Annotated in this window: 13 protein-coding genes; 6 read left to right on the top strand and 7 right to left on the bottom strand. The window is 41.9% G+C overall.

The features are described from left to right. The 6 genes from ID165_RS14825 to ID165_RS14800 all read left to right on the top strand — a co-directional run bounded on the left by ID165_RS14825 (nucleotide 1) and on the right by ID165_RS14800 (nucleotide 7169). Nucleotides 1-2157 (top strand): DUF5916 domain-containing protein, encoded by a 2157-nt coding sequence (locus ID165_RS14825; protein ID WP_192085629.1) that lies wholly within the window; start codon nucleotides 1-3, stop codon nucleotides 2155-2157. 11 nt (nucleotides 2158-2168) lie between these two features. After that, on the top strand, nucleotides 2169-3176 hold the full coding sequence (locus tag ID165_RS14820; RefSeq protein ID WP_192085627.1) for an extracellular solute-binding protein: 1008 nt from the start codon (nucleotides 2169-2171) through the stop codon (nucleotides 3174-3176). Continuing rightward, nucleotides 3161-4717: an iron ABC transporter permease gene (locus tag ID165_RS14815; RefSeq protein WP_192085625.1), complete on the top strand. Its 1557-nt coding sequence runs from the start codon at nucleotides 3161-3163 to the stop codon at nucleotides 4715-4717. The genes ID165_RS14820 and ID165_RS14815 overlap by 16 nt, the downstream gene beginning before the upstream one ends. Continuing rightward, nucleotides 4710-5426 carry an ABC transporter ATP-binding protein gene (locus ID165_RS14810; protein WP_192085623.1) on the top strand — a complete coding sequence of 239 codons (717 nt, stop codon included), beginning with the start codon at nucleotides 4710-4712 and terminating at the stop codon, nucleotides 5424-5426. Before ID165_RS14815 ends, ID165_RS14810 begins: the two co-directional genes overlap by 8 nt. A 96-nt stretch (nucleotides 5427-5522) precedes the next feature. Next, a complete protein-coding gene (locus tag ID165_RS14805; protein WP_192085621.1) occupies nucleotides 5523-6179 on the top strand; it encodes a hypothetical protein in 657 nt (218 codons plus the stop codon). A gap of 21 nt (nucleotides 6180-6200) precedes the next feature. Further along, nucleotides 6201-7169 (top strand): DUF1259 domain-containing protein, encoded by a 969-nt coding sequence (locus ID165_RS14800; RefSeq protein WP_225586760.1) that lies wholly within the window; start codon nucleotides 6201-6203, stop codon nucleotides 7167-7169. Between the two features lie 220 nt (nucleotides 7170-7389). Here ID165_RS14800 and ID165_RS14795 read toward each other — a convergent pair whose 3' ends face one another. The 7 genes from ID165_RS14795 to ID165_RS14765 form a co-directional block, all read right to left on the bottom strand. Continuing rightward, entirely contained in the window at nucleotides 7390-10470 is a 3081-nt protein-coding gene (locus ID165_RS14795) for an efflux RND transporter permease subunit (protein WP_192085619.1), read from the bottom strand. A 12-nt stretch (nucleotides 10471-10482) separates the two neighbouring features. After that, on the bottom strand, nucleotides 10483-11976 hold the full coding sequence (locus tag ID165_RS14790; protein ID WP_225586758.1) for an efflux RND transporter periplasmic adaptor subunit: 1494 nt from the start codon (nucleotides 11974-11976) through the stop codon (nucleotides 10483-10485). 39 nt (nucleotides 11977-12015) lie between these two features. After that, nucleotides 12016-12237, bottom strand: a complete 222-nt coding sequence (locus tag ID165_RS14785) for a hypothetical protein (protein WP_192085615.1) — start codon at nucleotides 12235-12237, stop codon at nucleotides 12016-12018. A gap of 18 nt (nucleotides 12238-12255) precedes the next feature. Further along, nucleotides 12256-13440 carry a TolC family protein gene (locus tag ID165_RS14780; RefSeq protein ID WP_192085613.1) on the bottom strand — a complete coding sequence of 395 codons (1185 nt, stop codon included), beginning with the start codon at nucleotides 13438-13440 and terminating at the stop codon, nucleotides 12256-12258. A gap of 1598 nt (nucleotides 13441-15038) precedes the next feature. Then, the gene (locus ID165_RS14775) at nucleotides 15039-16676 is read right to left on the bottom strand and encodes a UvrD-helicase domain-containing protein (RefSeq protein WP_192085611.1); all 1638 of its coding nucleotides are present in this window, start codon (nucleotides 16674-16676) and stop codon (nucleotides 15039-15041) included. Then, nucleotides 16673-18415, bottom strand: a complete 1743-nt coding sequence (locus ID165_RS14770) for an ATP-dependent endonuclease (RefSeq protein WP_192085609.1) — start codon at nucleotides 18413-18415, stop codon at nucleotides 16673-16675. Before ID165_RS14770 ends, ID165_RS14775 begins: the two co-directional genes overlap by 4 nt. A gap of 302 nt (nucleotides 18416-18717) precedes the next feature. Next, nucleotides 18718-20655 carry an ATP-dependent endonuclease gene (locus ID165_RS14765; protein WP_192085607.1) on the bottom strand — a complete coding sequence of 646 codons (1938 nt, stop codon included), beginning with the start codon at nucleotides 20653-20655 and terminating at the stop codon, nucleotides 18718-18720. Nucleotides 20656-20668 lie beyond the last annotated feature (13 nt).

Here is a 20668-nt window from a genome sequence, read left to right as displayed (position 1 = left end):
ATGAGCCGTTTCCTTATCACGTTTCTAGTTTGGGCCATTTGCAATGCTACCTGCATGGCCCAGACCAGTAGACCGGATACGATTTACGCATTATTCTCAAATGAACCCATCCGTCTGGACGGTCAGCTTAATGAACCCGTCTGGCAACAGGCAATGCCGATCAGCAATTTTACCCAAAGGGAACTCAATATCGGTGAACCAGCCACCGAAAGAACAGAAGTTGCCGTTATCTATACAGCTAAAACTCTTTATATCGGTTTTTGGGGATATGACAGGGAGCCCCAAAAACTGGTGGCCCGTGAGATGAAGCGGGACTTTGATTTTGATCTGGAAGACAACTTCGAAGTGATCATTGATACCTATAATGACGACCGTAACGGATTTCTTTTTGTAATCAACCCCAATGGTGCCAGGGCCGACGTGCAGGTAATCAATAACGGGGAATCCGAAAATGAGTTCTGGAATGGGGTTTGGGATGCCAAAACCACTATTACTGACGAAGGCTGGTTTGCAGAAATAGCCATCCCTTTTTCCACTCTAAAATTCCCCACAGATACTAATAGGCACATATGGGGGATCAACTTCGAGCGGAATATCCGCAGAAAGCGTGAACAAGTGCTCTGGCAAGGCTGGTCAAGGGATTCCGAACTGGAACTGCTGAACAGGGCAGGCACGCTGGCTGGTCTGGACAGCATCGTCAGCAAGGATTTTATCGAGATAAAGCCCTATGCCATTGGCGGGAGTGAACTTGTCCCCGGTAAAACCGAAAACCAACTGAATGCCGGCGGGGACATCAACTACCTCATTACACCTACCCTCCGTATGAATCTGACCTTTAACACCGATTTTGCCCAGGTAGAGGCCGACCGCCAGCAGATCAACTTGACGCGCTTTCCCCTGTTCTTTCTGGAGCGCAGGGAGTTTTTCCTGGAGGGGCAGGACTTTTTCGATATGGGAATGGGTGATAAAATCATCCCCTTTTACAGCCGCAGAATAGGGCTGGCGGAAGACCGCTCCACCGTTCCGATAATTGCCGGAGCGAGGGTTTTGGGGAAGATAAAAAAATCTACCCTGGGAGCATTGTCTATGCAGACAGCAAGCCGTAACAGCATTCCGTCTGCCAACTATTCCGTATTGAGTTGGCGTCAGGATGTCCTGGAACAGTCATCAGTGGGCGTGCTATCAGCCAACAAATACGAAAATGGCCGACTGCACAGCACAACAGGTGCTTACGGGTTATACAGTATATCCAGACTATTCGGAGACAAAAACCTGAACATTGGGGCTGCTTTTACCCAAAATATTGATTCCAGGGATTTTGACCGTAAAGCCAATGCGCATCGCATATATCTGAGCTATCCCAACGACAAAGTGGAATTTGACATGTCCTGGCAACGAAGCGCACCCTCTTTCAACCCGGAAGTAGGATTCCTGCGCAGGGACAATTTCCAGGAGTTTTATGCTGAACTAGAATGGAAACCCCGGCCTAAAAACTTTCTGAAATGGATTCGGCAGTTCAGCTTTAAGGGGTTTGATATGAATTACTTTATCTTTGATGATACCGGAGAATTACAATCTTTTTCCTATGAGATACGGCCTTTGGGCTTTGAGACACGCAGCGGGGAATTTTTTGAGTTTAACCTGCAAAGGAAGGCAGAAGGCTTGCGAGAACCTTTTCAGATCAAAGAAGGAGTTACCATACCTGAAGGCGATTACTGGTACAACCGGATGGAAATACAAGCCGCTACATTCAGTGGACGCACCTGGTCGGTTTATACCCGCATCAACTGGGGAGATTTTTTTCTGGGTAAAAGCACAGAAAGCACCTATGAACTTTCATGGAGGACAAGCCGCTATTTTAAAATTGGCGCTAACTATGAGAAAAACTGGATTGACTTACCGGAAGGAAGTTTTGATACCGACCTGATCGGAAGCCGGATGGAATATGCAGTCAACCCGAATTTGTTTGGTTCCCTGTTCTCCCAATGGAACAGCGAAGATGAAGAAGCCATCCTCAATTTTCGCCTGCAATGGATTCCCATTATCGGGGCTGATTTCTTTTTCATAGTCAACCAGGCCTACGACACTTCAGGGAATAACTGGGAACTGGAAAGAACAACCATTTTAGGCAAACTGATATGGAGATTTGTAATTTAACAATAAAAGACATGAAACACCTGCTTGCCATAATTGTACTATTCATGCTATTGCTTACCGCATGTAACCCTTCACCTGATGAAGTAACTGTTTACTGCACCGTTGACCAGGTATTTTCGGAACCTGTGCTGAAAGATTTTGAAAAAGAGACCGGGATTAAAGTAAAAGCGGTGTATGATACCGAAGAGACCAAGTCTACCGGTGTAATGAACCGGCTGATAGCCGAAAAGGACAACCCACAGTGTGATGTGTTCTGGAGTGGCGATCCGGTGCGCAACAGCGTGTTGCAATCCAGGGATATTACGGAACCATATCAATCGGAGCAAACCCGGCTTATCCCTGATCACTTCAAAGAAAAAAATAACCATTGGATTGGTTTTTCGGCCAGGGCAAGGGTGTTGATCTATAACAAAAATCTGATTGCTTCCGATTCCCTGCCCCAATCTGTTTTTGACTTCACCAATCCTTCTTATAAAGGGGGATTTGCCATTGCCAACCCGCTATTTGGCACTACTACTTTTCACATGGCAGCACTGTTTGTTGCACATGGCGATGCTCAAGCCAAACAGTGGATGAACGATATCAAAGCAAATGGAGTGGTGGTAACTGCAAGCAACGGGGACGTCAAAAAACAGGTGATGAACGGGGAACTGGCTTTTGGGCTTACCGATACCGACGATGCTTTCGAGGCCAAAAAAGAAAGCGATGCCGTGGATTACATTTTTCTGGATCAACAGGAAAACGGCATCGGGACGCTCATCATGCCCAATGCACTTAGTCTTATCAAAGGTTCTCCAAACAGTGAAAACGGGAAAAAGTTAATGGACTACCTGTTGACACGGGAAACAGAAACGAAACTGGCCAAATCCTGTGCGCAGATGCCGCTGATCAAAGGAACGGAAGTGCCGGAGAATGTTCCCTCATTGGATAACATCAATCCGATGAAAGTTGATTTCAAAGAGACTTCTGATAAACTGGAAGCCATACAATCTTGGTTAAAAGAATGGACACTGCAATAGTCAAAAATATCAAAGGGGCCGTTCCTTTTCTTCTCCTGTTCCTGGTACTGGGATTACCGGTGCTGATGCTGCTCCTGCAATGGTGGACAACGGGAGAGGACACGGTTCTGTATTCCATTATCAACCGGGAAAATCTGCTGCTTATCGGGAAAAGTCTGCTGATGTCTGCCATAGTAGCGTTGCTGGCAACCTTTACCGGAACGATATGTGCCTTTTTGCTTTACAAGTTCCAGTTTCCATTCAGCGGATTTTACAGGTTGACATTGCTATTGCCACTGCTTATTTCTCCCTACATTTTTGCAGTGGCCTGGAAAGACGGTTTTTTTTGGCTATTGGGAAATACAGCCGCTATCTATTCGGAAGCAGGGGTGATCCTGGTACAGACCTTTGTCTTTTTTCCATTGGCGATGCTCATCATTGGAAGCGCTTTATCCCAAATTCATGCCGGATATGAGGAAGCCGGATTAATGACCGTCCCATTTAGGAAAATGATGGTGAAGATCGTATTCCCCCTCATTCGCCCTGCGCTGACCATCTCTTTTTTGCTTATCCTGATATTCAGCATGAGCGATTTTTCCGTTCCCGCCTTTTTTGGTGTACGTACCTTTACCACCGAGATATTCACACAGTTTTCCGCCCTTTATAACTTCCCGCTGGCAATCGGGCAATCGGTTATACTGCTGCTTATCTGTCTGCTGCTCATGCTGTCAGAAGCCCGTTATCTGTCGGATGCACCTTTCTTTTCCGTATCGGTAAAAGGAAGTGTTTCTAAAAAATATCATGCCGGAAAACGCAAAATAATAGTGCATGGCTTCTTCTGGGTTTTGCTGATTTCTGCCTTGCTATTGCCTGTACTTATGTTAACTGTACAATCTTTAACCGGGAGGACCTTGTTTTTTGCCCAGGCATGGGAGCTTATACGCCCCGCTGCTTTTCAATCTGTCAAACTTGCCTTTGCAGGAGCCTGTATCACCACCATCACCGGGTTATGGACGGCTTACGGAAAAGAACGCAGGAACCACAAACTACCTGATTTGTTGCTTTTGCTGACTTTCATTGTTCCTTCCACCGTGCTGGGAATAGCATTGATACGGTATTATAACCTTCCTGCCCTGAACTTCATCTATGGCACTTCGCTCATCCTGTTGATAGCGTACCTGGGAAAGTTTGGCTTTATCGCATCCAGGATAATAGGCAATGGTATCAAACAAATTCCCGTATCCTTTGAAGAAGCAGCGTCCGTAATGGGGATTTCTTCAAAGAAAACATTTCTAAAGATCAGCCTGCCTTTGCTCATACCGTCCTTGTTTACCGCATTCGTCTTGTCCTTCATCTTATGCCTGGGAGAATTGGGGGCCACGATGATGGTTTATCCTCCCGGTATGGAGCTGATGCAGGTAAAAACCTTTGCTATTAGCGCCAATGCGCCCCAGGCCCTTACCAGCAGCATGACACTGATCAACCTGTGGGTAACAGTATTTCTCCTCCTTTTGCTCTTTGTTTTTGGGAAATGGATGGTTAAAAAATTTCAGTATGTATAAGATCGCCCTCGAACATATTACGCACAGCTATGAGGATAAAGAAGTCTTGCAGGATTTCTCATTTTCTTTTGAGCAGGAAAAAATAACTTGTCTGCTGGGGCCTTCCGGCTGTGGTAAAACTACGGTACTGCGCCTTGTGGCAGGATTGGAAAAGCCATCAAAAGGTGTGGTAAAAATAAACGGGACGGTGGTAAGTGAAAATGGGACTACTCTTATTCCGCCCCACCAACGCAAAATTGGTTTCGTTTTCCAGGATCTGGCCCTTTGGCCGCATTTTACGGTGTATGATAACATTGCCTTCGGATTAAAGGAAAACAAAGAAAAGAATGTGAAAGGGAAAGTAGCTGAATGGCTGGACTTATTCGGGATAAGTGATAAAACCCGCAAATACCCGCATCAACTTTCCGGCGGGCAGAAGCAAATGGTGGCCATTGCACGCTCCCTGGCCATGCAGCCTGAAATACTTCTGATGGATGAACCACTGGCCAATATTGATACGCACTTAAAAGAGAATATTCTGAATCATCTGTCAGGGATCCACCAACGGCAAAAATTCACAATGCTTTATGTAACCCACGACTACCGTGAAGCCATAAACACAGGGGATAGGATAATTATCATGAATGCAGGAAAAGTAGAAGCAGCCGGATCAAAAGAAGAAATAAGCCATTCAGCATCAGAATTTGTAAAATCATTTATAAAAACCTAAAAAGGAGGAATTATGACAAGAGCGGTAAAATACTTAATACCCATAATCGCATCCGTTTTGATAACGGTTGCATGTACGAACTCAAAATCAGGACAGATGAGTGAAGAAATCCAGAAGTTCAATCAACGGGCACAATTTCCCGATTCCGTCAAACCGGAAGAAACAATCACATTCGATTTTGAGAATTATGCTGCCGGTCAACTCCCGGAGGACTGGTCGGAATATTATGCCGGCTCAGGCAGTACAGAATGGAAAATTGTGGAAGATATTGGAAACAAGGTAATGGCACAGTTGTACAGCGATAATCCTAACAACCATTTTAATGTTACTGTAAATAATAACATTACAGCCCAAGACATGGTACTCTCTGTCCGGCTGAAAGGCGTTACCGGTAATCACGACCAGGGAGGCGGCTTTGTATGGCGGTTTTCCGATAAGGACAACTATTATGTGGTACGTGCCAATCCGCTGGAAGATAATGTGGTATTGTACAAGGTGGAAAACGGCAAGCGCACCGATCTGCCCTTAGTTGGTAAGGGCAAAACCTATGGAGTGGATGTGGAACCGTTGGGCAATGGCTGGAATACCTTGAAATTAGTGGTAAAAGACGATCTGTTTTCGGTTTTCCTCAATAACAAAGAACTGTTTACTGTGCAGGACAACACTTTTACAGAAGCCGGTAAAGTGGGCTTTTGGACAAAAGCGGATGCAGTGACTTATTTTGATGATTTTGAAATTAAGAAATTCGATTAGCTAATGTTAAACATAAAAATTATGAAAATCATGCAAAAACTCAGCGTAAACACTATTGGTTTGGCAATGGCAATGACACTTTCAGTCATTGCGTGTAAACCTAGTGCCAAAAATGAGGCGGAACACAAAACAGAACCTGCGTCACCATCGCATCAGGAAGTAAAACTTGATCCACTGGATATCTCCGCTATTGAAAGCACCATCGGCATGCAGGGAACGGAAAATAACGGGGAATATAAAGTAGTGGTAGCCCAAAATGATCTGAAGATCACAGTCGATGGTTTTCAGATCATCCCGCCTATGGGATTGGGAAGCTGGGCGGCCTTCGCTCCCGGGAAAGGAGGGGTAATGTTGATGGGCGATATAGTGGTTACAGAGGATGACTTGTGGCCTGTGCAGCAGGAAGTGATCAGCCAGGGGCTTACAATTACAGCCATCCACAACCACTTTGTAAGGAACAACCCCAATGTGATGTACATGCACATCGGCGGGATGGGCGATGAAGCCAATCTGGCTGCCAAAGTGAAAGCCGTGTTTGATAAAGTAAAAGAGGTACGTGGAGGAAATCCGGCAGATGGGCCTAAGGCAGAAGTGACCAATACTTTAGATACAGCTATGATTGCCAAGACCCTGGGACAAAGCGGAGAAATGGGCAGAGGTGTCTATAAGGTGACGATTGGCAGACCAGACGTAGCTCTGAAAGAGCATGGCGCGCCTGTCAGCACTTTTATGGGCTTCAATACGTGGGCAAGCTGGCAGGGAACTCCTGAAAAAGCAGCTGTGGCAGGGGATTTCACGATGCTTGCCGATGAAGTAGCCCCTGTCATCAAAACGTTGGTAGAAAACGGCATTGAAGTAGTTGCTGTCCACAACCACATGGTTCATGAGGAACCACGGATATTCTTCTTGCACTATTGGGGTACAGGTCCGGTGGAAAAACTTGCAAAAGGGCTCAGGGCTGCACTTGACCATACACAAAGAAGGGAATGATCTTAATTGACAAGCAGGCATCCGGTATTGGGAAATCCCGGTAATCAGGTGCACTAAAAATGGCATGTATAATCCGGGAACCGGCAATAGGGAGGGATAATCTTATACAGTTTGGTTGAGACCATCTCTTTGCCCATATGCACCCTTATAGGTAATTATTGAAGAAGCAACCGTCCGGAATTTCCGGACGCTTGCTTCATTTATAAATGTTGAGAAGGTATTACTTCCGCTTCGTTACCAGTTCATATACACAGGGTATTACGATCAGATTTAGCAAGGTTGCGCTCAGCAATCCCCCCAAAATCACAACCGCCATTGGACTCTGAATCTCATTTCCGGCCTCACCACCTTTTAGTGCTAAAGGGATCAATGCCAACCCTGTAGTAAACGCTGTCATCAGAATTGGATTGAGCCGGTCCATAGCACCTCCAAGCAGGAGTTCGGCTCCGACTTTGCCTTCTTTTCTTAAGTCTTCATACCGCGATACGAGCAGGATACCGTTTCTGGTTGCAATACCGAACAGGCTGATAAACCCAATTGTAGCTGCGATACTGATAACACCGGATGTAAAATATACAAGCAAGATCCCCCCGATCAGCGCTAGAGGTAAGTTAAGTAACACAACCAGGGAAAGGTTGACATCCTGAAACTCGTAATACAGCAAAAGGAAAATGACAATAATAGCCATACCAGCTGTGATCAACAGTAGTTGTGAGGCTTTGGCCTCACTCTCAAACTGTCCGTCATATTCCACACGGTATCCTTCGGGAAGCTGAATCTGATCTCCGATGATTTGTTGGATATCGTTGACAACACTTCGGAGATCCCTGCCCTGAACATTTGCTGCAATCACAATTTTACGCTGCACATTCTCCCTACTTATGGAATTTGGACTGCTTACAGAGTTTACTCTTGCAAGCTGATCAAGCGGTATCTGACCTCCGTCAGGAAGTGAAATCAGTGCTTTTTCTATACTTGCCCTCGTGCTTCTGGATTCGGGTCTGAATCTTACCACCAGATCAAAATACTGTTGTCCTTCATAGATTTCACCTGCTTTTTCACCTGCAAAGGCAATGTCAACCTGTTCCATCAGGTCAGACACTGTCATTCCGTTAGCAGCCAGTAGTTGCCGATTCGGAATAATCCTCAGTTGTGGGACTTCTACCTGCTGGTCTACTGCCACATCTGCAATTCCATCAATTGACTCGATACTTGTTTCGATTTTCTTGCCTAGTTCAAACAAGCGCTGCAGGTCAGTACCAAAGACTTTGACCGCAATATTGGCACGCGTCCCGGAAAGCATATGGTCGATTCTGTGTGCGATGGGTTGACCAAGAGTAATGCTGGCGCCCGGAACTAAGCTCAGTCTGGTACGGACTTCTTCGAAAAACTCTTCTTTGGATTTATCAGAAAGCACAAAAGGAACGTCTATTTCTGCGGCATTTACTCCCTGCGCATGTTCATCCAACTCTGCCCGTCCGGTTCTTCTGGTAACGATACTTACCTCAGGCATGTCTAAGAGAAGCTGTTCTACCAACAGGCCTGTTTTGTTACTTTCCTCCAAAGACATTCCGGGAACACCCACGACGCTGATCACCAAAGAACCTTCGTTGAATTCAGGAAGAAAGCTTCGTCCGAGCTGCGAGAAAAGGAGCAGACTTACTAGGAATGCAGCACCGGTCATACCGATGATTAGTTTGGGGATCCCCAATGCTCTCCTCAGAACTGCCGAATAGTGCTTTTGCAGCCAACGTTCTACTTTGGTTCCTTCAGCTTGCTTTTCAAGTACCTTATTATTTTTCAACAAATAGGAACAAAGTACAGGAGTCACCGTCACAGCTACGATCAATGAAGTGAGGACTGAGGTGATAAATGCAATTCCCAATGGCTGCAACAGCCGTCCTTCCATACCACTTAAGAAGAAAAGTGGAATAAATGAAACGATGATAATCAGTGTGGCAATAATGATCGAGCTCCTAATTTCGACCGATGCATCCTGAACGACCTGAAGCACTGACTGGCGCTCTCCAACAGGCTTACGTACGTTTTCCCTTAATCTTTTGAAAACATTCTCCACATCGATAATTGCATCATCCACCAAAGCACCAATGGCAATGGCCATACCTCCAAGGCTCATGGTATTGATTGTATAGCCTAAAAGCTTGAGTACAATCACAGATACAAGCAGGGAAATTGGGATGGCAACTAATGAGATTACCGTAGTACGCCAGTTCATCAGGAAGATAAACAGCACAAGCACCACGAAAAATGCTCCCTCTAGTAAGGTCCGGTTCAGGTTTGAAATGGAAGCATCAATGAAATTAGACTGCCTGAAAATCTCGCTCTTGATTTCTACACCTGCCGGCAGGGTATGCTGCAAATCTGCAATTGCCTCATCAAGACTTTCAGTAAGTTCCAGGGTGTTTACATCAGGTTGCTTGGAAACAGTGAGAATTACCGCCGAAGATGCATTCAATGAACCGTCTCCGATTTTGTCTGCTGCCCCGATCTGCACGGTCGCTACATCTTTTATTTTAATGGATTGCCCATTCACCTGTTTCAATACCGCCTCTTCCAAGTCTTCCACAGCATATGCCCTGCCACTTCCCTTGATGATGTATTGATTTCCAAACTCATTCAATACGCCTCCCGGAGCATTCCTATTGGACTCTCTTACTTTTTCTAATAATTCTCCCAGCGTGACATCGTAGTATTTCAGCTTTTCAGGATTGGCGAAAACCTGGTATTGTTTGAAATCACCGCCTATCACCACCACATTTGCAACCCCGCCAATGGATTTGATACGTGGACGGACCGTCCAGTCTGCAAGGGTACGTAATTCCATGGGAGAAAGGCTGTCCGAGGTAACGCCCAACAGCATGATTTCACCCATAATAGATGAGATAGGAGCCATTGTTGGGGTACTTACTCCCTCAGGCAAGTTTTCCTGAACCATAGGGATCCGCTCACCCACAATCTGCCGGGCACGATAGATATCGGTACCCCAGTCAAATTCCACCCATACAATAGATATTCCCGCTGCCGATGAAGAACGGATTCTTCTGACATTGGGAGAACCGTTCATTGCTGTTTCAAGCTGATAGGTGACCAGCTTTTCCACTTCTTCTGATTCCATCCCATGGGCTTCTGTCAGGATCGTTACAGTAGGTGCGGTCAGATCCGGAAACACATCCACATTCATCGTCCGTGCCAGATACAAGCCTGTGATACTAAGTACTACAGCCCCAAGAAGCACCAACAATCTATTGTGAAGTGAAATGGATAATATTTTATTTAGCATAGCCCCGATCCATTAATGTTCATGGCCGTGCGCCGGTGCCTGTCCTGACATGGAAGCCATTTTCACCTGGTAAGCACCACGTGTAACTACCACTTCACCTACCTGCACTCCTTCTAAAATCTCTACTTCTTGCCCATTTCTTCTGCCTATGCTAACAGGTCTCCTGTCAAAACTCTCTCCGGAAAGCTCCACGATCACAGAGTAAATGCCGTAGTCTTCCAGCAGTGCAGACTCAGGAACAACAGCTGTTTTTTTAGGCTGGCCAAAAGCTATCTGAACCTCGGTAAAACTACCTTCAGGCATTTCCACCACATCGTTGATTTCAGCAAATACTGAAAGCAGAGGCTGATCACTTTCCACCTCTTTCCCTACAGATAATACTTTACCTGCCGTGGCTTTCAGACCAGACCAATGATCAGATCTATTTTGATAGTGGATATCGTGGATATCCTGAAGCTGAACCGCATAGGATGGGCTGACCTGGACTTCCAGAAGACTGGTTTTATGGCTTGTAATTGTCACCAGACTCGCACCTTCCGAAACAAACGATCCATTATCCACGGCTATTGATTTCACATAGCCTTCAAATGGTGTCAGGATCTGCTTTCCATCAGAGGTATAGCCGGCATTAAGAGTTTCATACGTTGACTTGGCAACCAGATACTTCTGCTCCACCTGCTCGAATTCTGACTTGGGTACAATCCTGGATTCAAACAGCTGCTTCTTACGCCCATATTCAAGGCTTGCCTGATCATAGGCCGCCTTCGCTTTTTGAATCTCTGCCGAAAGGTTATTGGAGGTCAATCCTGCACTGCTTACAGACATGAGTACCTGACCTTTTTGTACTTTCATCCCTTCGTTGAGATTGCCGCTGTTGAAATTCACTTTCCCCGAGTTTGGCGCAATAAGGGTCTGGTAATCCGAAGGAGAAACTTTCCACCTTCCTGAAGTAGGGATGGTTTGGTAGATTTCTTTTTCTACAACTTTAGCAGTCTGAAAATCTATTTTCCAAGCCTGTTCTTTAAGAAAGGTAATAGAACCATCATCTCCTTCTGCCATGCTCAGGTCACTTGCAGCATCTTCCATCGAAGCGTAAACTGTCACTCCTTCAATCACTATTTTATCTGTAATTGTAGAAGTCTTGAGTTCAAATACCAGTTGATATAGCCCCGCTTCTTTGGGTTGTAAAGAGGGTTTAAAGATTCCCGGGGAATCCGGGGAATCAACGGTATTTCTGATTCCATTTTCACCCTTGATCAGGCTGACCGTCAATGATCCCTCGCGGACTGGCCGATGCCTTTCCATTATAGTAAAGTGAGCGGCAAATCGACTGGTAGCACCTACCACCAAAGCAGGATATTCCACGAACAATTCCGTTTTATCGGTCCATACCGTGGCATCTACAGATGGGATTTCTGCTCCTTCCACTAGATGCGCACCATGTGCATCATGTGCATGATCCTCCGCTTCCTTTGCCTGACAGGAAGCAAGGATGAGTGTAACCATTAGTATTACATATCGCATAATCAATATCCTTTGAAGATATTAATGGTCAGAATGGGTAGTCCCGTCATCATGGGTATGCTCCGTAGTATCTTTCTCTACCTTGAATTCTTCCTGATGATGATCTGCATCTTCTGCTTCATGCGGATGACCGTGGGCTTCTTCTGTAGTATGCTCGTGGCCATGATCATCCACGTTTTTTTTGTTGCCACATGAAACAGAAACGACGAATAGGAATGCGAATAGAATAGTTGAAATTTTCATAATTGTTAAGTTTGAATGTTATAATTGATGTTTTAATAATTCGGCTTTGGATTGAACCAACTGGTTTTCCATTACCAGCATGGAATCCAAAGCATTTTGATAGAATTGCAATTCGATGTAGTACTGCATAAAGGAAAGTTCTCCCAATTCAAAGGCCTGAAGCAATAATTCTTCGCTGCCCAAAGATTCAAGGGTGGACTGGTATTCCTGGTATTTTTTCAGCAGCACTTGATATACCTCATATTCACCCAAGAATTCTGTGCGCAACAGATCTGTTTTAACCTGGGTAAAAGATTTTTGGTAATCATAGTTTGCCTCTGCGGCTTTTACTGTATTCCGGGTGCTCCATAAGGGAATAGAAACTCCGCCATAAACACCCGAATAGATAGACCCCGAAACACCCTGGTAATTATACCCTGCTGTTAGATTGGGAAGCGACTTGTTTTTGGAAAGCCTGATCTGCTGCTGAGCCACTTTTTCTTGTTCCAGGAGGATTTTAAATTCAGGATCAACCTGCATTTTTTCCTGCCACAGAGTTTCCGGGTCATTAATAGCCAATGATCCGATATAATCATTTGGAGCAAAGTCCAACTCAATTCCGCCATTCATATTTTTGAGACGGATCATTATTTTTTTGCGGTCTGACTCCAAAATATCCAGCTTAAACTGCTCTTGGATCCAGGCAATTTTGGCTTTGTTGAGTTCCAGGATACCGGCTTGTTCCAGCTCAAACAGCTCATTGGTCTGATCAAATATCTTCTTGGACTGCAAGACTCTGAGTTGCTCTATTTTCTCTTTTTTGGCCAAGAAAATCAATTCGTTTAATAGTTTGAAAGCCGGAAGTAATACTTCCTGCCGTTTCAGCTGGTATTCCATAGTATTCTGTGCCTCTTGCATCTCAATGAGGTCGCCACGGACACTGTATACCGATGGAAATTCGAATGACTGGGTTACCTGAAACTCGGTGTAATCCCCCGAGGCGTGATTGCCAAAAGGAAGGTAATATACCCCCGCCTGTGGATCAGGAAGATTGTTTGATGCTTTTTGCGATAGCTTTTTACTTTCTAAAAAGGAAGAAAAAGCTTTTAGTGTGGCATTGTTCTGTTCGATTTGCTGTAAAACTTCCATTGGATTAGAAGACTGGGCTACAGCAACAAACGAAAACAGGCACACGCAAAAAGCGAGTACATTGTTTTTTACCATGAAGTTGGATTTAGAATGAATCAATTGTTCTCAATGAAATTATTTCATTGACTCTGATAGGTTATCAAAGATTGATTTATCCTAAAGAAGGGGGGCCCCGTAAGGCAGTTGAAAAAAAGCAGGTGTTCTTAATTATCCCCAACAATTCAGGGACATTGGTTTTTAAGGGAGGACTTACTCCCTCAACCAATAAACGGTAAAACTCCGGAACCGTTTTTTGCTCTTTGCTTTTAGTTACATGGTTTTCGGAATGCTGTACCTGAGAAAGAGAGTGATCAGCTGGCAGTTGTGAATGTGCATGATAAGCAAAAAGTAAAGAAAGAAAGTCTAAAGAGCTCTTTTCTTCGGAATGATGATCATGCGTACTATTATTGTGATGATGATCTGAAATATCCTTTATCCCATGCTGATGATGGGAGTGGGGTGCCAATTGATGCAGCATGAACAAGCAGAACATGCTAAGTAGAAACCGGGCTATAATCGTGGATATAGGATGCACCTTATACAAAGGAATCTAAATTTTTCTTTTAATCAAATGTAGACTTGATGAAAAATATTTCGCACAGAAAATCATTGGCTCAAATTTCACATGTTCATATATCTCTAAAAATAGGGTTTTATCAAAATCCAGTGACGGTTTCAAATTACATTTTATGGCAAAGCCATAGTTATATCGAACCAATTTATGGAAGATTTTGAAAGGGTTTTGAAGCTGGATTCAGAAATAAGACTTTAGATAATTAGAGTTAATGCTTGGATTTTGGAGCTGGCAAAGCCATAGTTATATCGAACCAATTTATGGAAGATTTTGAAAGAGTTTTGAAACTGGATTCAGAAATAAGGCTTTAGATAATCCGGGTTAATGCTTGGATTTTGGACGCAACTAAAGTGTTTTCGAACCATTTAAAAGAAGATTTATGGGCATTGGGACGTTTTTATGGACCCGTAGGCTAACAAGGTAGGCTGAGACTTCTGCTTTAAGCGTTTCCACCAACCCAAAATCATTTGATTATTATGATTAATCATAATATGGCCTTAGACACCTATAAAAATAATTTTAATGTATGTGTCTCGTCAGGTGGAGTTGGCGGTGGATATTCCGCTCTATAGTACGCCACAATTCCACTACAATGTATAAAAGTCGAACTCTTTTGAGGAGGATCTGGAGCTTTTATGCAGGTTGTTCAGGTTTTTCTAAATTCGATTAATTGCTTCGAATTAGTACTTAAGAGAAATATCTGTCCATTTATTCTCACTTATCAACTTAATGATAATCAGAGGGTAGGATCCCGATGGAGTGTCGTCACTTGGGCTAGTTTGTTTTCTGCGATGGTTGTAGTAACCGAAGTATTTGGCTACCTGTGCATTTAGATCCAATCTGTCAGCCGGAGAATTTAAATAGAATTTTTTCGCACTTATGATTTCCCAGAACAGTTCGATAAATACGTTGTCATAAATTCCTATAATTAGAGATTTATCGATCCTAGGCTTAGCAATAACGGATGCTATACGCTTTGAAGATTCGTAGCGTTGAAATCGGTCTTCGGATTTTATTGACGTTGGTTTATCTATGTATATATTTAAGATTACTGGAATTTTTAAAAAGGTGAAGGGATTCTCTTACTTTGTAATGCATTGAATTGTAAAAATTCCGATGAGTTCCCGTTTTTTTGCTCCTGCTTATAATTTGTTCTTTTGGTGCTATGACATAAAACACAACATTTTTTTGCCCGGGTTATTCCCACATAATGAAGATTAATATCCTGAGTAAGATCTGAAAATAAGCTTTGATGATCTTGGATTTCCTTTTTAGGGAGTATCCACTCATACAGATCTAAGTGAAAAACTATATCAAACTCCAATCCCTTAGATTTATGCAAGGTCATTATTTGTATTTCGTTATCAGCAGCAGGCTTATATGACTCCAGCAACCTGGAATCTGATAATACTTCCTTCAATAGATCAATAGAATTAGCATTTTTTCCGGTCGGATGAAGATTTGCCGCAATGCTATCCGCTAAGCTGATAGCTGAAACCACATCAAAATGTGGAGCAGCCAATTCCGCTTCTAACCTCCTGATCTGTTTTAATACTTCTTTTACCTTAAAGCGGTTTATATCGGCACTGATATAATTTTCTACAAATGCTGTTTTCGATAGCTTTTTATCAAATACGATGGAAAGTAATTCTTTGAAAAGTCCAGACCATATTGTAAAATCTTCATCTAATGGCGTAGCTTCAAAATACTTATGAGGAAGTCTTATATTGTTATGTATCAGTGTTCCTGTTCTGCTGTTACGAACAAGGATGCCTATTTTGTTTTCCTTGTAAATATTATATTTTCTAATATACTGAGCCATTGATTTTGTTAGCCATTCAGCAATTTGAATTTCATTTCCCTGTACTTGCTTTTCAAAAACATGGATTTCTTTATACGGGAGTAGTTCAGCATCTTCGTTCAGTAAAAGGAGAGAATAGTTAATGATAGACGCATCACACCTGTGATTGTAATCAAGCGGAAAAAGCGTAAAATCTTCTTTTCTCTTTGCTAAATTGATCAGGTATTCTGAACTTTTTCCTGAAAATTTAAAAATGGATTGATTGGCATCTCCTACCGCAATTGCAGATAATCCCAGCTTCATAATTTTTAAAAAGAGCAGATGTTGCTCCTTACCTGTATCCTGATATTCATCGATGATTATGTAGGTGTACCTGGCTTTAATGTAGTTGCGGCAAGCCTTGCTATTATTAAATATGTAAATAGACAACAAGCCTACTGATTCTAACACCACTTTTCCCTGCAAAAACAACTTCTTTAAAAAGCCAATATGCTCTTGAGGCATATGCTCCGGATCAATCTCATTATCTAGCCAATTAAGTTCTTCCTTAATATCGTCTTTCAGATCACTCCTTCTTACAATACCGACTTCTATTTTGGGAATACCAAAAAGCTGTTTTGCAAACGGAATAATAATTTCGGACAAATAGAATTTGTCCATAGTTCCGAAAAATGATGCTTTAGGAGCCAGCCCTTCCTTTAAGCATCTAGTTCTTAATTCATGAGAAGCCTTGTTAGTGTACGATATCGCTATTACGCCTTTAATCTCGATTGTGCCCGGGAGTATTTTCTTTATTTTCTCAGATAGAACAAATGTTTTCCCACTACCTGGATTAGCGACAATAACTAGACTACCGGGCGCATCAATAATTTTTTCCTGTTGTGCTGTCGGCTTCATACATTTTTCTCAATACGTTTTTTACAAGCAAATAGCGGTTTGGCTAATTCTGATTTCCTCAAAAGTTTTAATTTTCCGGATTGTTTACGTAAAAACTCAAACATGAATGTTGCCTTTCTTCTCTGCATAGCTTTTAACGCTTCCTGTTTATCATCTACGCCAAGATGAGCCAGAATGCTGGCTTCAAGACTTTGACTCAACATGTCATTTTCCAAGTCTTTCTGGGAAATAAAAATATCATACCCTTCTAATTGTATTCTGAACTTATTGGCAGCATCTAAATTATTTGCTGGTGGGACTTCTATAGCAAAACCACTTAATAGCTTCTCATGAGAGACAATGAGCTTCTCAACGTTTTGAGCTTTCTTACAGTTATTCTTATAAATTGATAAAGCGCGCTGAATTCCGGCAAGCCTATATTCTGCCTTTTTAGGTATCTTAAACACATCATTATCTGTCCTGATTACCCATTCGATCTCCAAGGCGTGTAATATTTTTACAAATGTTTCAAATCCTACGCCATCTGCCATTAGAATGCTGATGTTAAGCCTGTCCAGGTCAATTCCCAATTCACGCGCTAGGACTTTATAAAATAGAATTTCAGACGGCCCTTCCACTAAAAGTACAGCATTGGCAAAAAAGGCTTCTGCCGCTATAACATTTAGTCTATAACCAAAATTGTAAACAGCTTCTTCGATGATATGGCTGCAACCTTCGCTGGCAGCTTTTGTACTCTTACCCTTCTGTAATAACCGGACAATTGAATTTGCCGAAAACTCAGATGCAATTTGCGGTGAGTGTGAGGTAATGAAAACTTGTCCTTTTAGTGTCTTAATCAGGTATTCAGCCAGTTTCCTTTGTTGGTGCGGATGCAGATGTGCTTCAGGTTCTTCAATACAGTAAAAGGTGACTTCTAAAGGGTTATCTTCCTGAATTTCATTTCTGGCTGCCCATAGTGCCAAAAAGATTTGGTTGTTGCGTCCATCTCCGCCTATTGCCAAATTTGCATTATTGACTTTTGAAGCCAGATGTAAATTTTCAACGAAACTGTTTACATCAGAACTGCCCACATCAAATATAACCTCCTGTCCTGCATGATGAAAGGATAGTTCCTGCAGCTCTGTATTGATAGCTTCGGTTGCTCTGCTAACATAGGAGAGTTTAGATACCTTTTCATTGGTAGAAAGTAACCCTTTTTCAATTTCCAACAGGCTTTTATCATCTGTTGTTACCTCTGCATCGGACCTCTTTTCCTGCGCATCTTTCAGGAGATTTCGCTTCTCTCTTTTTATATAGCTGTGTAAATCCCGGTTGCTGCTTATATATTTTATATGAAGCACTTTCCGATAGAATCTTTCCTGTATTTCTTCTAGCTGGTTTTCTTTGAACCCGGCGTAAAATTTGTACTCATGGTTTTCTTTCCATGCTTTATAGGAAAGGTATAACACACCGGCATTACTAATTTTTCCCGGAAGTTTTGAAAGAACACAATCTTCTGTTACTTCTTCAAATTTAATTGTAATGCTAAGTTCCTTCGTATCCTCATGACAATAGAAATCGGAATCCTTTGGTTCGATATCCCACTCAGAGAGGCTTCTGTCTAACAGTATGCGCATTGCATATAGCATATTGGATTTCCCAATATCGTTTGTGCCGATTATGAGTGTTTTCTCGGAAACGTTTATTGTGGAGTCTTTAAAGTTTCTAAAGCCTTTGAGCTTAATGTTGGTTATTTTCATATGCGATTACCATCGTTTTTGAATCTGGTTTACGTAAGCTGTATATCTTTACTCCTGAACGAATAATTGGTCATACAAATATTTTGTGTGCCTCTTAATATAGTTATTCAATCCACTGCCATAGCGAGCCAACTGCTTCATGTTCTCAACATGTGTACTGCCGGATTTTCTATAACTGTAAGTATAAGTGCGGGACGTTACGAAGAACTGTACCCTAATATAATCCATGTCAATTTCATACGCATAAACTCCTGAATCTCCGCTCTTATTTCCATATCTTTCCATAATTCATTTTTTTATGATTAGTTATTGTTTAATCTTTCAAATGCCGCAATAATCTGTGAATCAATCATATCTGCAGTAGATATATAACTCAAGATCATGTCTCCGGAATCTGTTCCTTTATCAGATAATAGACTATAGGTCAACGGTTCTTCAATATGAACACTTACTCTTTCTTTTAGAAGCCTTTGTAATTGTGGATAGAATTTTTCATTATTATTTGCAAAACGATTATTAGGAATAGCTTCCTTTATTGCGTTAATTTCTTCTATTGAGACTGTAATTTCCCATTGCTCTAGTCTATTATTACAAATATTTACCCATACAGCAGAGTCTATGCTATCTTCAATATCTTGTTTGCCAACAAAAAACATGTTCTCTGTAATTGCGGCTTGCCCAATTTTGTAAGACGCATCATTGTCAAACAGAAATGCTAGGTTATTTACATCTTTTCTAAAATCTCTAAAAATATTTTCCAAAATCTGCTTTGCTTCAATCCATTTATCTTTCCCCTTAATATTGATTATTTGGATATTGTCTTCTTCATGAGAGTGGCCTCTCCAGATTTTATACAGCCTAGGAATTAAATACGCTTCTGTGTCGCCTTCAATAATTAAAAACTTATTGAAGAACAAGAAATCACTATTCCTGATTTCTAAGTTTTGAAAAATGGCGTCAATGTTATCTATCCCGTAAAGCTCAGTATAGCCGTTAGTTCCTTGTATGACACCTGTAATAGAATCTAATTTGGTTTTGTCAATGAATATGGTCGAATGAGTGCTCAAAATAGTTTGAACATTTCCTGCAGAAATATTTCGCATAATTTCGAATAATTGTCTTTGAGCTGTTGGGTACAAGTGAGTTTCCGGTTCATCAAATGCCCAAATGAACTTGTTGTGTGTGTAACCTTGTTCATGAGCTGTTATGGCAGCAGCTTTGATCATTGCAAACCATATTTGTCTTTTTATTCCTTCGCCTTGAGCATCTAAATGTATATCACCGTCTGCATTAGCTTTATTTATAACGATATCAGTTATAGACTCTTTTAAGTCAATATAAACCTTTGTTTTAATAGCTGTTATACTAGGAAAATCTACCCCAATGACCGCCTGTATTTCCTGAAGCTTTTCATTAATTCCCTCTGTTACTGTTTGCGCAGTATTTCTGGCCTGTGCTTTTAGAGGAGTTAAGTGCTGTTCCACCAATCCACTCATCGCATCAGCAGCTAATGATTTTATTTCCTCTAAAGAACAATTCCAATCTAAATACCTAAATATTGGTAATAATTCTTTATCGCCTTTTTCAAATTTAAATTCTCGCCAGATTAAAACAGGTTGTCGTACTTGATATACAGCTCTGACTTTTTCGATATTTGAAAGAGGACCGGCATTGTTTTCATTTTGGAGAAGTTCTTTCGGAACTTCTAAATCAGCAACCAATTTATTTAGCTGCGCATTTGTCAATGAATATGCTTCGAGATAAGCACCCCCTGTATCAAAATCATTAAGGATGACAAATGGTTTTGAGCTATTATTGCTTGTGTCAAAGACTTTTGCGATCCATAAGAAATTTGAATTGTTTGACTCCAAAGCCCATCTTGCAGTAGGCGATAGGGTTAGGAGAAACTCTTGTGTTAATTCATTCTCCCCAACATTTAATTTACCAATCACAAAACTTTGTCGCCTATCATATGGCAAAATCGGCAGTTGATTTCCATTGATTACTTGATCAAATTCTTCCTGCGTTAACGTGGTATTTGATAAATCATTTTTAGCACTATTATCTTTTACAAAACTAAAAGTGGGTTTATCGCTAAATAAAAGATCGGCTGCTTTTAATATTGAAGACTTTCCACTATCATTAATGCCAATAAGAACATTAGGTTCTTGCTCGTCAAATTCAATTTGAACATTTTGGCAACTTCTATAATTTAGTATTATAAGCTTGGCTAAATGCATTTTTATGTATTTA

Origin of the sequence: Algoriphagus sp. Y33 (assembly GCF_014838715.1) — a bacterium.
Lineage (GTDB): Bacteria > Bacteroidota > Bacteroidia > Cytophagales > Cyclobacteriaceae > Algoriphagus.
Note: the sequence above shows the minus strand (reverse complement) of the source record. Positions and strands in the feature narration are given on the sequence as shown.

What these genes read in the sequence shown, in the direction of transcription:
- ID165_RS14795 (WP_192085619.1), bottom strand. Translation starts at nt 10,470, where the DNA reads ATGCTAAATAAAATATTATCCATTTCACTTCACAATAGATTGTTGGTG.
- ID165_RS14785 (WP_192085615.1), bottom strand. Translation starts at nt 12,237, where the DNA reads ATGAAAATTTCAACTATTCTATTCGCATTCCTATTCGTCGTTTCTGTT.
- ID165_RS14765 (WP_192085607.1), bottom strand. Translation starts at nt 20,655, where the DNA reads ATGCATTTAGCCAAGCTTATAATACTAAATTATAGAAGTTGCCAAAAT.
- ID165_RS14815 (WP_192085625.1), top strand. Translation starts at nt 3,161, where the DNA reads ATGGACACTGCAATAGTCAAAAATATCAAAGGGGCCGTTCCTTTTCTT.
- ID165_RS14825 (WP_192085629.1), top strand. Translation starts at nt 1, where the DNA reads ATGAGCCGTTTCCTTATCACGTTTCTAGTTTGGGCCATTTGCAATGCT.
- ID165_RS14820 (WP_192085627.1), top strand. Translation starts at nt 2,169, where the DNA reads ATGAAACACCTGCTTGCCATAATTGTACTATTCATGCTATTGCTTACC.
- ID165_RS14775 (WP_192085611.1), bottom strand. Translation starts at nt 16,676, where the DNA reads ATGAAGCCGACAGCACAACAGGAAAAAATTATTGATGCGCCCGGTAGT.
- ID165_RS14770 (WP_192085609.1), bottom strand. Translation starts at nt 18,415, where the DNA reads ATGAAAATAACCAACATTAAGCTCAAAGGCTTTAGAAACTTTAAAGAC.
- ID165_RS14790 (WP_225586758.1), bottom strand. Translation starts at nt 11,976, where the DNA reads ATGGTTACACTCATCCTTGCTTCCTGTCAGGCAAAGGAAGCGGAGGAT.
- ID165_RS14780 (WP_192085613.1), bottom strand. Translation starts at nt 13,440, where the DNA reads ATGGTAAAAAACAATGTACTCGCTTTTTGCGTGTGCCTGTTTTCGTTT.
- ID165_RS14800 (WP_225586760.1), top strand. Translation starts at nt 6,201, where the DNA reads ATGAAAATCATGCAAAAACTCAGCGTAAACACTATTGGTTTGGCAATG.
- ID165_RS14810 (WP_192085623.1), top strand. Translation starts at nt 4,710, where the DNA reads ATGTATAAGATCGCCCTCGAACATATTACGCACAGCTATGAGGATAAA.
- ID165_RS14805 (WP_192085621.1), top strand. Translation starts at nt 5,523, where the DNA reads ATGAGTGAAGAAATCCAGAAGTTCAATCAACGGGCACAATTTCCCGAT.